Here is a 12,834-nt window from a genome sequence, read left to right on the forward strand (position 1 = left end):
CCCCGGTTCGCCACCGAGTTTAGGGAGCTGAGGGTGCGGCTATGCCGAACGGATCAAACGTGCGCGGAGTGCGGGCGGCGTTAATCGGCGCGCGGCATGATGTCGCTTCGTGCGACAATCCTGGCGCTTGATAGAACCATAACGATAACAATGACAAACAGCTTCAAGGCATCACAGCACATTCACCGCCTGGCGGCACTCATCGTCGGACTGGCGGCCTGCGCCGGCGCGTGGGCCATGGACGTGCGCGTCGTCGGGCAGGAAGCCATCGCGCCCAAATGGGTGGCCCTGCCCGGGCGGGTCACCGGGATCTGTCCGGACGTCATGGCCGCGATCGAGCGCATCGAGCCGCGCCTGCATTTCATGGGCTACGACCGCAGCCGCTCGCTGCCCGGCATCGAAGCCGGGCTGGAGTCGGGCAAGCTGGACGCCGCCTGCGCCCTGATCGCCTCGCCGCGCCGCAATGCCATCGCGGTACCGGTGGGCAAACCGGTGTACGTCGCGCGCCATCTGCTGGTGGCGCGCGCCGGCGACACGGCCGTGGTGCGCGACATGCAGGACCTGGTGCGACTGGGCGCGCTGGTCACGACCCAGCGTGGCTCGGTGTTCACGGACTGGCTGAAAGCGGGCGGCGTGCAGGTCGACGACGCCACCGACGACAACGGCGTCAACCTGCACAAGATGCTGGCCGGACACGGCCGCTTTGCTTACCTCAACGAAGTGACCCTGCAGCACTACATCCACAGCGAGGGGCTCGGCCCGCGCGTGCGCGTGCTCCCTGTGGTCCTTGGCGCCGCGCCTTCGTATTTCTGGGTGAGCCGCAAGGCCGATCCCGACCTCGCCCGCCTGCTCGGCGCCGCACTCGAGAAGCTCAAGGCGGACGGCGAGCTGGACCGCATCTACACGCGCTGGACGGGCTTGCACTGACCCGTCGCGCCGGATCAGGCCGGCGTAAGCAGCTTCAGGCCGACGATGCCGGCCACGATCAGGCCGATCGACAGCAGGCGCAGGGCGCCCGCCGGCTCACCCAGCATGATCATCCCGAACACTGCGGTGCCGACGGTGCCGATGCCGGTCCAGATGGCGTAGGCGGTGCCGAGCGGCAAGGCGCGCAGGGCCAGGCCCAGCATGCCGACGCTGCCCGCCATCGTTGCCAGGGTGAACACGGAGGGCCACAGGCGGGTGAAGCCGGCGGTGTATTTCAGACCCACGGCCCAGGCCACTTCCAACAGTCCGGCAACCACCAGATACGCCCAGCTCATCGCAACTCCGCTCATCTTCACTCAAAGGGCCGCAAGTATAGCACCGGCGCCATGGACTCACCTGCGGCCGGCGCGTCAAAAACGAGGCGATCCCGGCAGGAATTGCGCGTGTGCTTTAAGATGACACGGCCTTACTGAATCCCCAGTCAACAAGAACAGGAGTAGCAATGACTTCGTTGTTTGATCCATTGAAAGTCGGCGCGCTGGAGCTGCCGAACCGCATCGTGATGGCGCCGCTGACCCGCTCGCGCGCCGCCGGCGAAGGCCGCGTGCCGAACGCCCTGATGACCGAATACTATGGGCAGCGCGCCTCGGCCGGCCTGATCCTGTCGGAAGCCACTTCCGTGACGCCGATGGGCGTGGGCTATGCCGACACCCCGGGCATCTGGTCCGACGAGCAGGTCGAGGGCTGGAAACAGGTGACGGCGGCCGTGCACCAGGCCGGCGGCCGTATCTTCCTGCAGCTGTGGCACGTGGGCCGCATCTCCGATCCGCTGTTCCTGAACGGCGACCAGCCGGTGGCCCCGTCGGCGCTCAAGCCGGCCGGCCACGTCAGCCTGGTGCGGCCGGTCAAGGAATACGAGACCCCGCGCGCCCTCGACCTGGAAGAGATCCCGGGCATCGTCGCCGCCTACCGCAAGGGCGCGGAGAATGCGAAGAAGGCCGGCTTCGACGGCGTCGAGATCCACGGCGCCAACGGCTATCTGCTCGACCAGTTCCTGCAAGATAAGACCAATCAGCGCAGCGACGCCTACGGTGGCTCGATCGAGAACCGCGCCCGCCTGATGCTTGAAGTGACGGACGCCTGCATCGAAGTCTGGGGCGCCGACCGCGTCGGCATGCACCTGGCGCCGCGCCGCGACGCCCACGACATGGGCGATTCGGCCCCACTGGAAACCTTCGGCTATGTCGCCCGCGAGCTGGGCAAGCGCGGCATCGCCTTCATCTGCGCGCGTGAAGCGGTCGGCCCGGACAGCCTCGGTCCGCAGCTGAAAGAGATCTTTGGCGGCGTCTACATCGCCAACGAAAAGATGAGCAAGGAAAGCGCCGAGGAGCTGCTGTCCAGCGGCAAGGCCGACGCGGTTGCCTGGGGCCAGTGGTTCATCGCCAACCCCGACCTGCCGGCCCGCCTGAAGACCGGCGCCCCGCTGAACCCGGCGCGTCCGGACAAGTTCTACGCACCGGGTGCGGAGGGCTATACCGACTATCCGGCCTTGCAGGCGAACGGCTAAGCGCTTTTGCCGCCCTTCGATATATGCATGCATATATCGAAGGGTATTTACTTCCCCCTACGGGCGGCGAAGGCAGCAAAAAATCTCCGTTCCGGCCGGCATATCAGTACGATTAATGTTGCTGACATGCTATTCTTGCGCGATTCATTCCCAGACCATCGCCGCAAGGATAACCGTGAAAACTGCTCTTCGCCTGATGCCGCTCGCCATCGCCGCCGCGCTGGCCTTCGCTCCCGCCACCCATGCCGCCACCGCCGCCGCGCCGCGCGCCGAAAACGCCTTCCTGTCGCAACAGGATGCCGCCGCCCGCGCCGCCCGCGTCTCGAACGTCGACTACGTGCTCGACTTCACGCTGACCGGCAAGGAGAACTTCAGCGGCACCACGACCCTGAGCTTCGACCTGAACGATGCGTCCAGCCCGCTCACCATCGACCTCGACAAGGCTAGCGTCAAGTCGGTGACGGTGAACGGCAAGAGCGTTACCCCGCAGTACAACGGCTGGTTCATCACCCTGGCCGCCGGCGACCTGGTCAAGGGCCGCAATACCGTCGCCATCGCGTACGAGCGTCCGCACAGCACCAACGGCGAAGGCCTGCACCGCATGGTCGACCCGGTCGACGGCCGCGTCTACACTTATTCCCACTTCGAGCCGGCCGCCGCCCACCAGATGTTCGCGGTGTTCGACCAGCCCGACCTGAAGGGCACCTACCAGGTCAACGTGACCGTCCCCGCCGACTGGGAAGTGATCTCGACTACCCGCGAGACGAAGATCGATGCCGATGGCGATGCCAAACGCTGGACCTTCCCCAGGACCAAGAAGCTGAGCCCGTATAACTTCTCGATGCACGCCGGCCCCTACAAGAAGTGGGAAGACAGCAGCGGCAAGTACCCGATGCGCCTGTTCGCGCGCCAGTCGGTTGCCTCGCAGATCAAGCCGGCCGAGTGGTTCAAGTACACCAAGTCCGGCCTCGCCTTCTTCGACGACTATTTCGGCATCCCCTACCAGTTCGAGAAATACGACCAGATCCTGGTGCCGGACTTCCTGTATGGCGCGATGGAAAACGCCGGCGCCATCACCTTCGCCGAGCGCGGCTTCATGTACAAGGCCGACATGACCTCGGAGCAGCGCCAGCGCCTGGCCGCGGTGATCATGCACGAGATGGCCCACCAGTGGTTCGGCGACCTGGTCACCATGAAGTGGTGGAACGGCCTGTGGCTGAACGAGAGCTTCGCATCCTTCATGGGCACCCTGGCCACTGCCGAAGCCACCGAGTTCAAGGACGCCTGGCGCGCCTTCTACTCGGAAGGCAAGCAGAGCGCCTATGCGCAGGACCAGCGCTCGACCACCCACCCGATCGAGGTGCCGGTGCCGTCGACCCAGAACGCCTTCGACAACATCGACGCGATCACCTATTCGAAGGGCGCCTCGACCCTGATGCAGCTGCGCCACCTGCTGGGCGCGGACACCTTCCGCAAGGGCGTGCACAACTACCTGGTCAAGTACCAGTACCGCAACGCCACCCTGGACGACTTCATCGGCAGCCTGGGCGACGCCGCCGGCCGCGACCTGAAGGGCTGGACCAGGGAGTGGCTGTACCAGCCGGGCGTGAACACCATCGCCGCCAGCTTCAGCTGCAAGAACGGCAAGATCGCTTCGTTCACGCTCGACCAGTCGGCCACGAAGCAGTTCCCGACCCTGCGCGAACAGCGCGTGCAGGTCGCCAGCTTCCGCCTGGACGGCAAGGAACTGAAGCTCGACAAGAACGTCGCCATCATCTACAAGGGCGCGAAGACGGCCGTGCCGGGCATGGTCGGCGCCAGCTGCCCCGACCTGGTGTACCCGAACTTCGAGGACTGGGGCTTCGTGAAGGTCCAGCTGGACAAGCGCTCCTTCGACACCGCGCGCACGGGCCTCTCTGGCGTCGACGATCCTCTGCTGCGCGCCATGCTGTGGCAGAGCCTGTGGGACGGCGTGCGCGACGCCAAGCTGCCGCTCAACGAATTCATCACCACCGCGCTGAACAACGCGCCGCAGGAGAAGGACTACACCCTGCTGGGCGACGTGCTGGGCAAGGTCGGCGCCGCCCGCCATTACCTCGTCGCCATCGACCCGAACAGCGCCTACGCACACCAGGTCGACCGCCAGCTCGAGGACATGGCCTGGAACGCCGCCGTCGCCGCCAAGGGCAACGACGACTTCCAGCGCCGCTGGTTCGGCATGTATATCGGCGTGGCCAGCTCACGTCCGGCGCTGGACCGTCTGGCCGCTCTGCTGGAAGGCAAGCAGACGCTCGACGGCCTGAGCATCAACCAGGACCTGCGCTGGGCCATCATCGCCCGCCTGAACCGCTACGACTATCCGGGCGCGGCCAACCTGGTGAAGGCCGAGCAGGAGCGCGACAAGTCGGACAGCGGCCAGGCCGCGGCGCTGGCGTCGACGGTGGTGCGTCCGGACCCGGCGGTGAAGTCCGAGTGGCTCGGCACCATCCAGGACACCAAGACCAAGCTGCCGTTCTCGAAGGTGCGCACGGCGATGGGCAGCCTGTATCCGACCGAGCAGAAAGCCCTGGCCGAGAAGTCCGCCGACCAGCGCCTGTCCCTGCTGCCGCAGCTGGACAAGACGGCCGGCCCGGTCTACATGCGCGCCTACGGTCCGAGCATGATCCCGTCGGGCTGCACCCCGGCCAGCGTCAAGCGCCTGCAGGCCGCCAGCGCGCAGATGAAGGACCTGTCCGCCGGCACCCGCCGCGCCCTGCTCGACACGCTGGAAGAAGACCAGCGCTGCGTGGCGATCAAGCAGGCCTTGACGGTCAAGTAAGCAAGCCCGCCGCATGAGCTACGGCGCCGGCGCAGCAGGTTTCCCTCCCAGGAACCGCGCTGCGCTGGCGCTGATTTTTTTCATGCATATGGCGATGCTGCCGGCCTGGATGCGGCATCGTCCGGCGCCCATGCCGGAGACGCCGGAGGCGGCAACCTGGCTGCTGCGCACCGTTCCCGCGCTACCGCCGCCGACGCCGTCAAAACCCGAGGCGCCGTCCGCGCCGGGCTATCCGAGGCCGCGGGCCGGGCACCTGCCGCCGATCGCCGATTTCTTCAACAGCCCCTTGCCGCCAACGGCGAAGTCCGGCGCGCCGGCCGCCACGCCTGCCGATCCCGCTCCCGCCGCCGTGCCTGCGGCGCCCACAGTTCCGCGCCTCGAAGACGCGCATGCGCCAACCACCGTCCAGGACGCGATCCGCGAACAGAAGGAAGCCGACGGCGGCTTCGCCCTCGGGCTGGCGAAGCGCCAGGCCGGCCGCATCGACCGCGGGCTGCGCAATGGGAAATCCGGAGTGCCGGACGAGCCGGACACGCCGATGGGACGCTTCCGGCGCGGCCTCGAAGCGGCCCATGTCGACCGCTCGAAGAGCGTGCACTTCGACACCTATACCTCGCCGGACGGCACCGTCATCTACCGCAAGCGGATCGGCAACGGCAGCATCTGCCGGCGCGGCGGCAACATCAGTCCGCTCGGCATGGGACGCATGGCCATGGGTAACGAGGTGGCCGATAACATTCCCTGCCCCAGCAACGTGGAGTGGAAGAAAGACTGAGAGGGCTCAGCGCTTGCCGCCCGGGCTGTCGGCGCCACCTTTCGACGCCGCAGGCGCCGCCACGCACATTTCGGCCACCCGCTCCCACGCCCCCTCCCCCTGGCAACCGAGTGGCGGATGCTCCTGCAGCAGCTTGCCCAGCTCGACCGGCTTCATCTGGTTGACGCTGACCTTCGGATCGATCTTGATGCACATGACGTCCTGCCAGGCGGCCTGGACGTTGCGCGGAATCGGGATCGGCCCGCGCAGCTTGCGCGCCGCGGCTTCGCAGTCGCCCATGCTGCGGAACTCCCCGCGCAGATTGGCCTGGTCGAGGGTGACGTCCAGCCCCGCCTGCAGATACAGCAACAGAATCATCGTGTACATCGGCTCCCCCGCGTTGAACGGATGCTTGACCACATTAGCGCCCTGATGTTCCCGGCGCACGCCTGAGCTGCATCATCTCCGCCTTGATTGTCGCAAAGCGCGTCCTGGCGTGTCGCATGCACCGGCTGTAGAATGGCCGGCCCTACCGCAAACGCCAGGAAGGAACCGTCTTGAACTGGGATCATGCAAACCCTTTCACGCTCCCGCGCGTGCCGGTCGCCGCCGATATCGATGGGCTGAACCATACCAATAACGCCGTCTACGTGCGCTGGTGCGAGCAGATCGGCTGGGCCCATTCGGAATCGCTCGGGCTCGGCCTGGAGGATTACCGGCGCCTTGACCGCGCGATGGCGATCCGGCGCGGCGAATACGATTACATCCTGCCGACCTTCGAGAACGAGGAACTGCTGCTGGCCACCTGGCTGGTGGGCGGCGACGGCAAGCTGTCGATGGCGCGCCGCTTCCAGCTGGTGCGCGCCAGCGACCGCGCCACCGTGCTGCGCGGCCGCTGGGACCTGGTCTGCATCGAGATCGGCAGCGGCAAGCCGCGCCGCATGCCGCAGGAGTTCCTCGCCGCCTACATGCCGGCGATCGTCGACTGAACCCCTTGTGCCAATGTCACATGCGCACACGATTGATTTGACATGCGGAATCTGACATGTCACCATTCCTTTCTGTGTTGCAACAATTTTCGCTTTCCGACAAAAAAAACATCGCCATGACCGCCGCCACCGACCTGTCTTTCACCGCGCCCGGCCTCCATGGCCAGCTGGCGCAACTGAATGCCGAACAACTCGACCGCCTCGACTTCGGCGTGATCGGCTTCGGCGCCGATACCAGTGTCTGCAAGTACAACCAGACCGAGTCCGACGCCGCCGGCCTGCACGCCGCGCGCGTGCTGGGCCAGCCGCTGTTCACCAACGTCGCCCCCTGCATGAACAATTTCATGGTGGCCCAGCGCTTCGAAGACGCCCAGGACGAGGGCAATGCGCTCGACGATACCATCGACTACGTGCTGACCCTGCGCATGCGTCCGGTGAAGGTGAAGCTGCGCCTGCTGGCCGAGCCGGGCAGCGAGCAACGCTACGTGCTGGTACAGCGCAAGCTGTGAGCGCCGACGCGCACGCCCGACTGGCGGCCGAGCATGAGGCGCTGATCCAGTTCCTCTACCTTGCCCCGGTGGGTCTGGTGCAGACCGGCATCGACGGCGAGATCGTGATGATCAATCCGATCTCGGCCCAGCTCCTGATGCCGCTCTCGCGCGACGCCAGCCTGACCAATCTGTTCACGGCGCTGGAAGACGTGGCGCCCGAGCTGCGCCACCTGTGCGCAAACTTCGACCGCCCGAGCGGCATGATCTGCGACGGCCTGCACATCCACCTGAACAGCGGCGCCGCCGGCAAGCGCATGCGGGTGCCGCAGGTGCTGTCCCTGAGCCTCCTGAAGCTGGACGGCTCGCGCCTGATGGCGGTGCTGCAGGACGTCAGCGAGCAGGTGCGCCGCGAGCGCCAGCTGCGCCAGAGCGACGCCTGGCTGAGCGCCCTGCTGACCAGCATCAGCGACTATGCGCTGGTCGGGCTGGACCGCGAAGGCCGGGTCAGCGACTGGAACGAGACCATCGGCCGCGTGACCGGCTTCCAGCCCTCGGTGGTCGGCCAGCCCTATTCCGTGTTCTATCCCGAAGGCGCGACCACCGCCGAGCAGGTACAGGACCGCCTGCACGAAGCCGACGCCAATGGCTGGAGCCTGGACGAAGGCCCGCGCCTGCGTGCGGACGGCAGCCAGTTCTGGGGCAGCGCCATGATCTCGCCGCTGCCGGACCGCGAGCCGGACCTGCCCGCCGACGGCGAAGCGGCCTACTGCCTGGTCCTGCGCGACATCAGCGACAAGCGCGACACCGTCGACAAGCGCCGCAAGTCGGTGTTCTGCGACCACCTGACCGGCGTGGCCAACCGCCGCGCCTTTTTCGAAGCCGCCGAACTGGAGCTGACGCGCAACCGCCGCACGCCGCGCCCGATCGCCCTGGTCCTGTTCGACGCCGACCACTTCAAGCAGATCAACGACCGCCATGGCCACCCGGCCGGCGACTGCGTGCTGCGCCAGCTCGGCGCGGCCTTGTCGCTGACCTTCCGCCAGGTCGACGTGGTGGCGCGCGTGGGCGGCGAGGAATTCGCCGTGCTGCTGCCCTCCTCGACCCTGGCCGGCGCCGAGGCCGTGGCCGAGCGCCTGCGCCGCCTGGTCGAAAGCCAGCCGGTCGTGTGCGACGGCGTTTCGATCGCGTACACCGTGAGCGCCGGCATCGCCGCCGTCGATGCCGGCGAGACCATCGATCTCGACACCCTGATCAAGCGCGCCGACCGGGCCCTGTACGCCGCCAAGGCGAACGGACGCAACCGGATCGAATGCTGGAGCGGAGACCGCGATGCACACCGATAAGCCGATCAATCACGCCGACGCCTACGAAGCCCTGGTGCAGTTCCTGTACCGGGCCCCGATCGGCCTGGTGCAGGCGAGCCTGGACGGCGCGGTCGACATGCTGAACCCGATGTCGTCCAGTCTCCTGATGCCGCTGGTGCGCGACGGCAGCATGGACAACCTGTTCACCGTGCTGGCCGGCGTGGCGCCGCAGCTGCGCGAACTGACCGACAACTTCACCGAGCCGTCCGGCGCGGTCTGCGAAGGCCTGCGCCTGCAGCTCGGCGACGCCGCCGGGCCCGGCACGCCGCAGTGGCTCTCGCTGTCGGTGCTGAAGCTCGACCCGACCCGCCTGATGGCGGTGGTCACCGACGCCACCCATGAAGTCCAGCGCGAGCAGGAAAGGCTGGCCCGGCGCCTCAAGACGGCGGCCCGCACCGACGCCCTGACCCGCATGCCGAACCGCGAAGCCCTGCTGGAGCAGGCGCAGCAGATGCTGGCCCGCTCGTACGGGCTCGATCCGAACCGTGGCGGTTTCGCCTTGCTGTTCATGAATTGCGACCGCTTCCGCCAGATCAACGACGCCCTCGGCCAGAGCGCCGGCGACCGCCTGCTGGTGCAGATCGGCGAGCGGATCCGCGCTACCCTGCGCCCGCCCAGCGACCGCATCGATCCGAACGGCGGCAGCGGCCAGCTGGCGGCCCGGGTCGGCGCCGACGAATTCGCGGTGCTGCTCGACGGCCTGCGCAGCCGCGACGACGCCGAACGCATCGCGGCGCGCCTGCTGGACGCGCTGGGCCGTCCGCACCAGCTGTCCGGCGGCCAGGAAGTCACCTGCAAGCTGTCGATCGGCCTGGTCTGGGGCGCGGATGCCGGCGACTTCGCCGGCGAGATGCTGCGCGACGCCAGCATCGCGATGGTCGAGTCCAAGCGCGCCGGCGGCAACCAGTGCACCATGTTCGAGCCCGCCATGCGCGAACGCGCCGCGCGCCGCGCCGACATCGAGTCGGACCTGAGACTGGCCCTGCTCGAGGATCAGCTGTTCGTGGTCTACCAGCCGGTGGTCGGCCTGCGCGCCGACGGCGGCACCGACCTCTCGGCCGGGGTCGAAGCCCTGGTGCGCTGGCAGCATCCGGCGCGCGGCGTGGTGGCGCCCTTCGAATTCATCCAGGTGGCCGAGGAATCGGGCTTGATCGGGGCGCTGGGCGATTTCGTGCTGCGCCGCGCCTGCCGCGACTTCATGGGCTGGCAGCGCGAACTCGGCGACGCCGCCCCGCGCCTGCTGGCGGTGAACCTGTCGCGCGCCCAGCTGGGCCAGCCTGAGTGGCCGGCCACGGTGCGCGGCGTGCTGTTCGATGCCGGCATGCACCCGTCCCAGCTGCAGCTGGAAGTGACGGAAAGCCTGGCGGCCCAGGACCAGCAGGTGCAGCAGCGCCTGCACGAGCTGAAGGCGATCGGCATCACCCTGGCGCTGGACGACTTCGGCACCGGCTATTCCTCGCTGTCCAGCCTGCACCAGCTGCCGGTCGACACGGTCAAGATCGACCGCTCCTTCGTCTGCCAGGCCGACACCAGCCAGCACCACCGCGTGCTGATCGAAGCCACCGTGAAGGTCGCCCAGAGCCTGGGCATGAGCACGGTGGCCGAGGGCATCGAGACCGAAGCCCAGGCCGCCGCCGTGCGCGGTCAGCAATGTGCCAAGGGACAGGGCTATCTGTTCAGCCGGCCGCTGACTTCGGCGGCCCTCGTGGACTGGCTGCGGGCCGGCCTGTGCAAAGCGGCTTGATCAACGCATCGCCAGCGGCCGTCTCCGTTGCGGCGGCGGAAACCCGGCATCCAGCTGGGCCAGGTCTTCGGCGCTGAGCGCCGGCGCCAGGTCCAGCGCGGCGCGGTTCTCGCGCACGTGCTGTGGCCGCACCGCCTTCGGGATCACCACCACGTTTTCCTGCCGCAGCAGCCAGGCCAGCGCCACCTGGGCCGGCGTCACGCCATGGCGGCCCGCCACCGCCGCCAGTTGCGGATTGCCCAGCAGGCCGGCCTGCTCGTTCGGGTTCGACTCCAGCGGCGAGTAGGCCATTACCGGGATGCGCCGCTCGCGGCACCACGGCAGCAGCTCCCATTCGATGCCGCGCCGGGACAGGTTGTACAGCACCTGGTCGGTGGCGATCAGTTCGCCGCCGGGCAGCGCCGCCGCTTCCAGCATGTCGTCGAGGTCGAAGTTGCTGACGCCGAAGTCGCGGATCTTGCCCTGTTCGCGCAGGCGCACGAAGGCCTCCAGCGTCTCTTCCAGCGGCACGTTGCCGCGCCAGTGCAGCAAGTAGAGATCGATGCTGTCGGTCTTCATGCGCCGCAGGCTGCGCTCGCAAGCCGCCTGCACGCCGCGGCGGTCGGCATTGTGGGGATAGACCTTGCTGACCAGGAACACCTGGTCGCGGCGGCCGGCGATCGCCTCGCCCACTACTTCCTCGGCGCCACCCTCGCCGTACATCTCGGCGGTGTCGATCAAGGTCACGCCGAGCTCCAGCCCGAGGCGCAGCGCCGCTACTTCGCCGCGGCGGGCGGATGGATCCTCGCCCATGTTCCAGGTGCCCTGGCCGAGCACGGGAATCCGGCTTCCGGATGGCAACAGCAATCCCTTCATGCTTCCTCCCTTGCGTAAAAGCCAACCATACCGCAGACACGGCATGCAGCAAAGCGCCGCATGGGTTTGTGCGCGCACAAAAGCGAGATTGAGGCAGCCGGGTTTCCGCGCCCCTGCGAGGCGCACACTGGGCCGCTTAGAGCCGACAGGTTCTTACCGGCCCCATGCCTTGCGACCATGACACTGACGCGCTTCCGTTTCTTTCTTCTAGTCCTTGCCATGACAGGCTGCACCGTCAAGGACAACCATCCGGTGGCGGTCACGCCCCAGATCGTGCCGACCGAGCTCTACGTCGCGCCGGACGGCCTGGACAGCAACCCCGGCACGCCCACGGCACCGCTGCGCTCGCTGGCCCGTGCGGCCCAGCTGGTCACGCCCGGCACCACGGTCAACGTGCTGCCCGGCACCTACCAGGGCGGCTTCCGCACCAGCGTCAACGGCCTGGCCAATGCCCGCATCGTGTTCCGCTCCACCGAACGCTGGCAGGCCCGCCTGGTGCCGCCGCCGGCCTCGCGGCACGAGGTGGCCTGGGACAACCGCGCCAGCTACGTCGACATCCTCGGCTTCGAGGTCGACGGCTCGGCCCACGTTGCCGGACAAGCCTGGACTACAGGCATCTACAGCACCGGTTCCTATAATCGCATCGCCGCCAACCACGTGCACCACATCGCCACCGGCCAGCCCTGCACCAGCAAGGGCGGCGCCGGCATCGCCGTCGACAGTTATTACAAGGGAATGTTTTCCGAAGTCGCCAGCAACAGCGTGCACGACATCGGCCCGCCCGGCTGCCGCTACGTGCAGGGCATCGCCATGAGCACTTCGGGCACGGTGCGCAACAACATCGTCTACCGCGTGACCGAAGCCGGCATCCACCTGTGGCACGACGCCAATCGGGTGGTGGTGGTCAACAATACGGTCACGGCCTCGAACACCGGCATCCTGGTCGGCGGCGGCGACTTTTATCACAGCAAGGGGCCGAACGACCATACCCACGTGTTCAACAACATCGTGTTCGACAACCGCTACGGCATTTCCGAACAGGGCGCGACGGGCAAGCACAACAGCTACCGCAACAACCTGGTGTTCGGAAACCGCGGGGCGGACTGGCGCCTGGCCGAGGGCATGCGCCAGTCCGGCACCGTCGCCGCCGCACCCGGCTTCATCGGCTACTCGCGCAGCGGCACGCCGGACTTCCGCCTGGCGGCGGATTCACCGGCGATCGGCAAGGGCCTCGAGCATGGCGCCGACGGGCCCGACTTCTACGGCAAGCTGCGCGGGCCGGCGGATTCGGTCGACATCGGCGCCTGCCAGCACTGAGTTCAAGA

The 12,834-nt window shown here is 67.6% G+C and carries 12 protein-coding genes; 9 read left to right on the forward strand and 3 right to left on the reverse strand.

The window, feature by feature from the left end; genetic code table 11:
* Window positions 1–150: 150 nt before the first annotated feature.
* Window positions 151–927: a substrate-binding periplasmic protein gene (locus tag AB4Z32_RS00735; RefSeq protein ID WP_441933407.1), complete on the forward strand. Its 777-nt coding sequence runs from the start codon at window positions 151–153 to the stop codon at window positions 925–927.
* Window positions 928–941: 14 nt separating this feature from the next.
* Here AB4Z32_RS00735 and sugE read toward each other — a convergent pair whose 3' ends face one another.
* Window positions 942–1,262 (reverse strand): quaternary ammonium compound efflux SMR transporter SugE, encoded by a 321-nt coding sequence (sugE, locus tag AB4Z32_RS00740; protein WP_441933409.1) that lies wholly within the window; start codon window positions 1,260–1,262, stop codon window positions 942–944.
* A 167-nt stretch (window positions 1,263–1,429) separates the two neighbouring features.
* On the opposite strand from sugE, the gene AB4Z32_RS00745 reads away from it, so the two are divergent.
* The 3 genes from AB4Z32_RS00745 to AB4Z32_RS00755 all read left to right on the forward strand — a co-directional run bounded on the left by AB4Z32_RS00745 (window position 1,430) and on the right by AB4Z32_RS00755 (window position 6,087).
* Window positions 1,430–2,494: an alkene reductase gene (locus AB4Z32_RS00745; protein WP_441933411.1), complete on the forward strand. Its 1,065-nt coding sequence runs from the start codon at window positions 1,430–1,432 to the stop codon at window positions 2,492–2,494.
* A gap of 175 nt (window positions 2,495–2,669) precedes the next feature.
* Window positions 2,670–5,312 (forward strand): aminopeptidase N, encoded by a 2,643-nt coding sequence (pepN, locus tag AB4Z32_RS00750; RefSeq protein ID WP_441933413.1) that lies wholly within the window; start codon window positions 2,670–2,672, stop codon window positions 5,310–5,312.
* A gap of 13 nt (window positions 5,313–5,325) precedes the next feature.
* On the forward strand, window positions 5,326–6,087 hold the full coding sequence (locus AB4Z32_RS00755; RefSeq protein ID WP_441933415.1) for a hypothetical protein: 762 nt from the start codon (window positions 5,326–5,328) through the stop codon (window positions 6,085–6,087).
* A gap of 6 nt (window positions 6,088–6,093) precedes the next feature.
* Here the strand turns inward: AB4Z32_RS00755 and AB4Z32_RS00760 are convergent, their stop codons facing one another.
* Window positions 6,094–6,453: a hypothetical protein gene (locus tag AB4Z32_RS00760; RefSeq protein WP_441933417.1), complete on the reverse strand. Its 360-nt coding sequence runs from the start codon at window positions 6,451–6,453 to the stop codon at window positions 6,094–6,096.
* Between the two features lie 170 nt (window positions 6,454–6,623).
* On the opposite strand from AB4Z32_RS00760, the gene AB4Z32_RS00765 reads away from it, so the two are divergent.
* The 4 genes from AB4Z32_RS00765 to AB4Z32_RS00780 all read left to right on the forward strand — a co-directional run bounded on the left by AB4Z32_RS00765 (window position 6,624) and on the right by AB4Z32_RS00780 (window position 10,654).
* Window positions 6,624–7,055, forward strand: coding sequence for an acyl-CoA thioesterase (locus AB4Z32_RS00765; RefSeq protein ID WP_441933419.1), 432 nt, complete (start codon window positions 6,624–6,626; stop codon window positions 7,053–7,055).
* Between the two features lie 116 nt (window positions 7,056–7,171).
* Window positions 7,172–7,564 (forward strand): phosphonate transporter, encoded by a 393-nt coding sequence (locus AB4Z32_RS00770; protein WP_441933421.1) that lies wholly within the window; start codon window positions 7,172–7,174, stop codon window positions 7,562–7,564.
* Complete coding sequence (locus tag AB4Z32_RS00775; RefSeq protein ID WP_441933422.1) at window positions 7,561–8,889, forward strand: diguanylate cyclase; 1,329 nt, start codon at window positions 7,561–7,563, stop codon at window positions 8,887–8,889. Before AB4Z32_RS00770 ends, AB4Z32_RS00775 begins: the two co-directional genes overlap by 4 nt.
* Window positions 8,876–10,654 carry a putative bifunctional diguanylate cyclase/phosphodiesterase gene (locus AB4Z32_RS00780; RefSeq protein ID WP_441933424.1) on the forward strand — a complete coding sequence of 593 codons (1,779 nt, stop codon included), beginning with the start codon at window positions 8,876–8,878 and terminating at the stop codon, window positions 10,652–10,654. The genes AB4Z32_RS00775 and AB4Z32_RS00780 overlap by 14 nt, the downstream gene beginning before the upstream one ends.
* Here the strand turns inward: AB4Z32_RS00780 and AB4Z32_RS00785 are convergent, their stop codons facing one another.
* On the reverse strand, window positions 10,655–11,509 hold the full coding sequence (locus AB4Z32_RS00785; protein WP_441933426.1) for an aldo/keto reductase: 855 nt from the start codon (window positions 11,507–11,509) through the stop codon (window positions 10,655–10,657).
* Window positions 11,510–11,728: 219 nt separating this feature from the next.
* Between AB4Z32_RS00785 and AB4Z32_RS00790 the strand changes: the two genes are divergently transcribed.
* Window positions 11,729–12,826 carry a right-handed parallel beta-helix repeat-containing protein gene (locus AB4Z32_RS00790; protein ID WP_441933427.1) on the forward strand — a complete coding sequence of 366 codons (1,098 nt, stop codon included), beginning with the start codon at window positions 11,729–11,731 and terminating at the stop codon, window positions 12,824–12,826.
* Window positions 12,827–12,834 lie beyond the last annotated feature (8 nt).

The organism is Massilia sp. 2TAF26 (assembly GCF_052115005.1).
In the GTDB taxonomy this organism is placed as follows: Bacteria; Pseudomonadota; Gammaproteobacteria; order Burkholderiales; family Burkholderiaceae_D; genus Telluria.

What these genes read in the sequence shown, in the direction of transcription:
- AB4Z32_RS00735 (WP_441933407.1), top strand. Translation starts at nt 151, where the DNA reads ATGACAAACAGCTTCAAGGCATCACAGCACATTCACCGCCTGGCGGCA.
- sugE (WP_441933409.1), bottom strand. Translation starts at nt 1,262, where the DNA reads ATGAGCTGGGCGTATCTGGTGGTTGCCGGACTGTTGGAAGTGGCCTGG.
- AB4Z32_RS00745 (WP_441933411.1), top strand. Translation starts at nt 1,430, where the DNA reads ATGACTTCGTTGTTTGATCCATTGAAAGTCGGCGCGCTGGAGCTGCCG.
- AB4Z32_RS00755 (WP_441933415.1), top strand. Translation starts at nt 5,326, where the DNA reads ATGAGCTACGGCGCCGGCGCAGCAGGTTTCCCTCCCAGGAACCGCGCT.
- AB4Z32_RS00760 (WP_441933417.1), bottom strand. Translation starts at nt 6,453, where the DNA reads ATGTACACGATGATTCTGTTGCTGTATCTGCAGGCGGGGCTGGACGTC.
- AB4Z32_RS00770 (WP_441933421.1), top strand. Translation starts at nt 7,172, where the DNA reads ATGACCGCCGCCACCGACCTGTCTTTCACCGCGCCCGGCCTCCATGGC.
- AB4Z32_RS00780 (WP_441933424.1), top strand. Translation starts at nt 8,876, where the DNA reads ATGCACACCGATAAGCCGATCAATCACGCCGACGCCTACGAAGCCCTG.
- AB4Z32_RS00785 (WP_441933426.1), bottom strand. Translation starts at nt 11,509, where the DNA reads ATGAAGGGATTGCTGTTGCCATCCGGAAGCCGGATTCCCGTGCTCGGC.
- AB4Z32_RS00790 (WP_441933427.1), top strand. Translation starts at nt 11,729, where the DNA reads ATGACAGGCTGCACCGTCAAGGACAACCATCCGGTGGCGGTCACGCCC.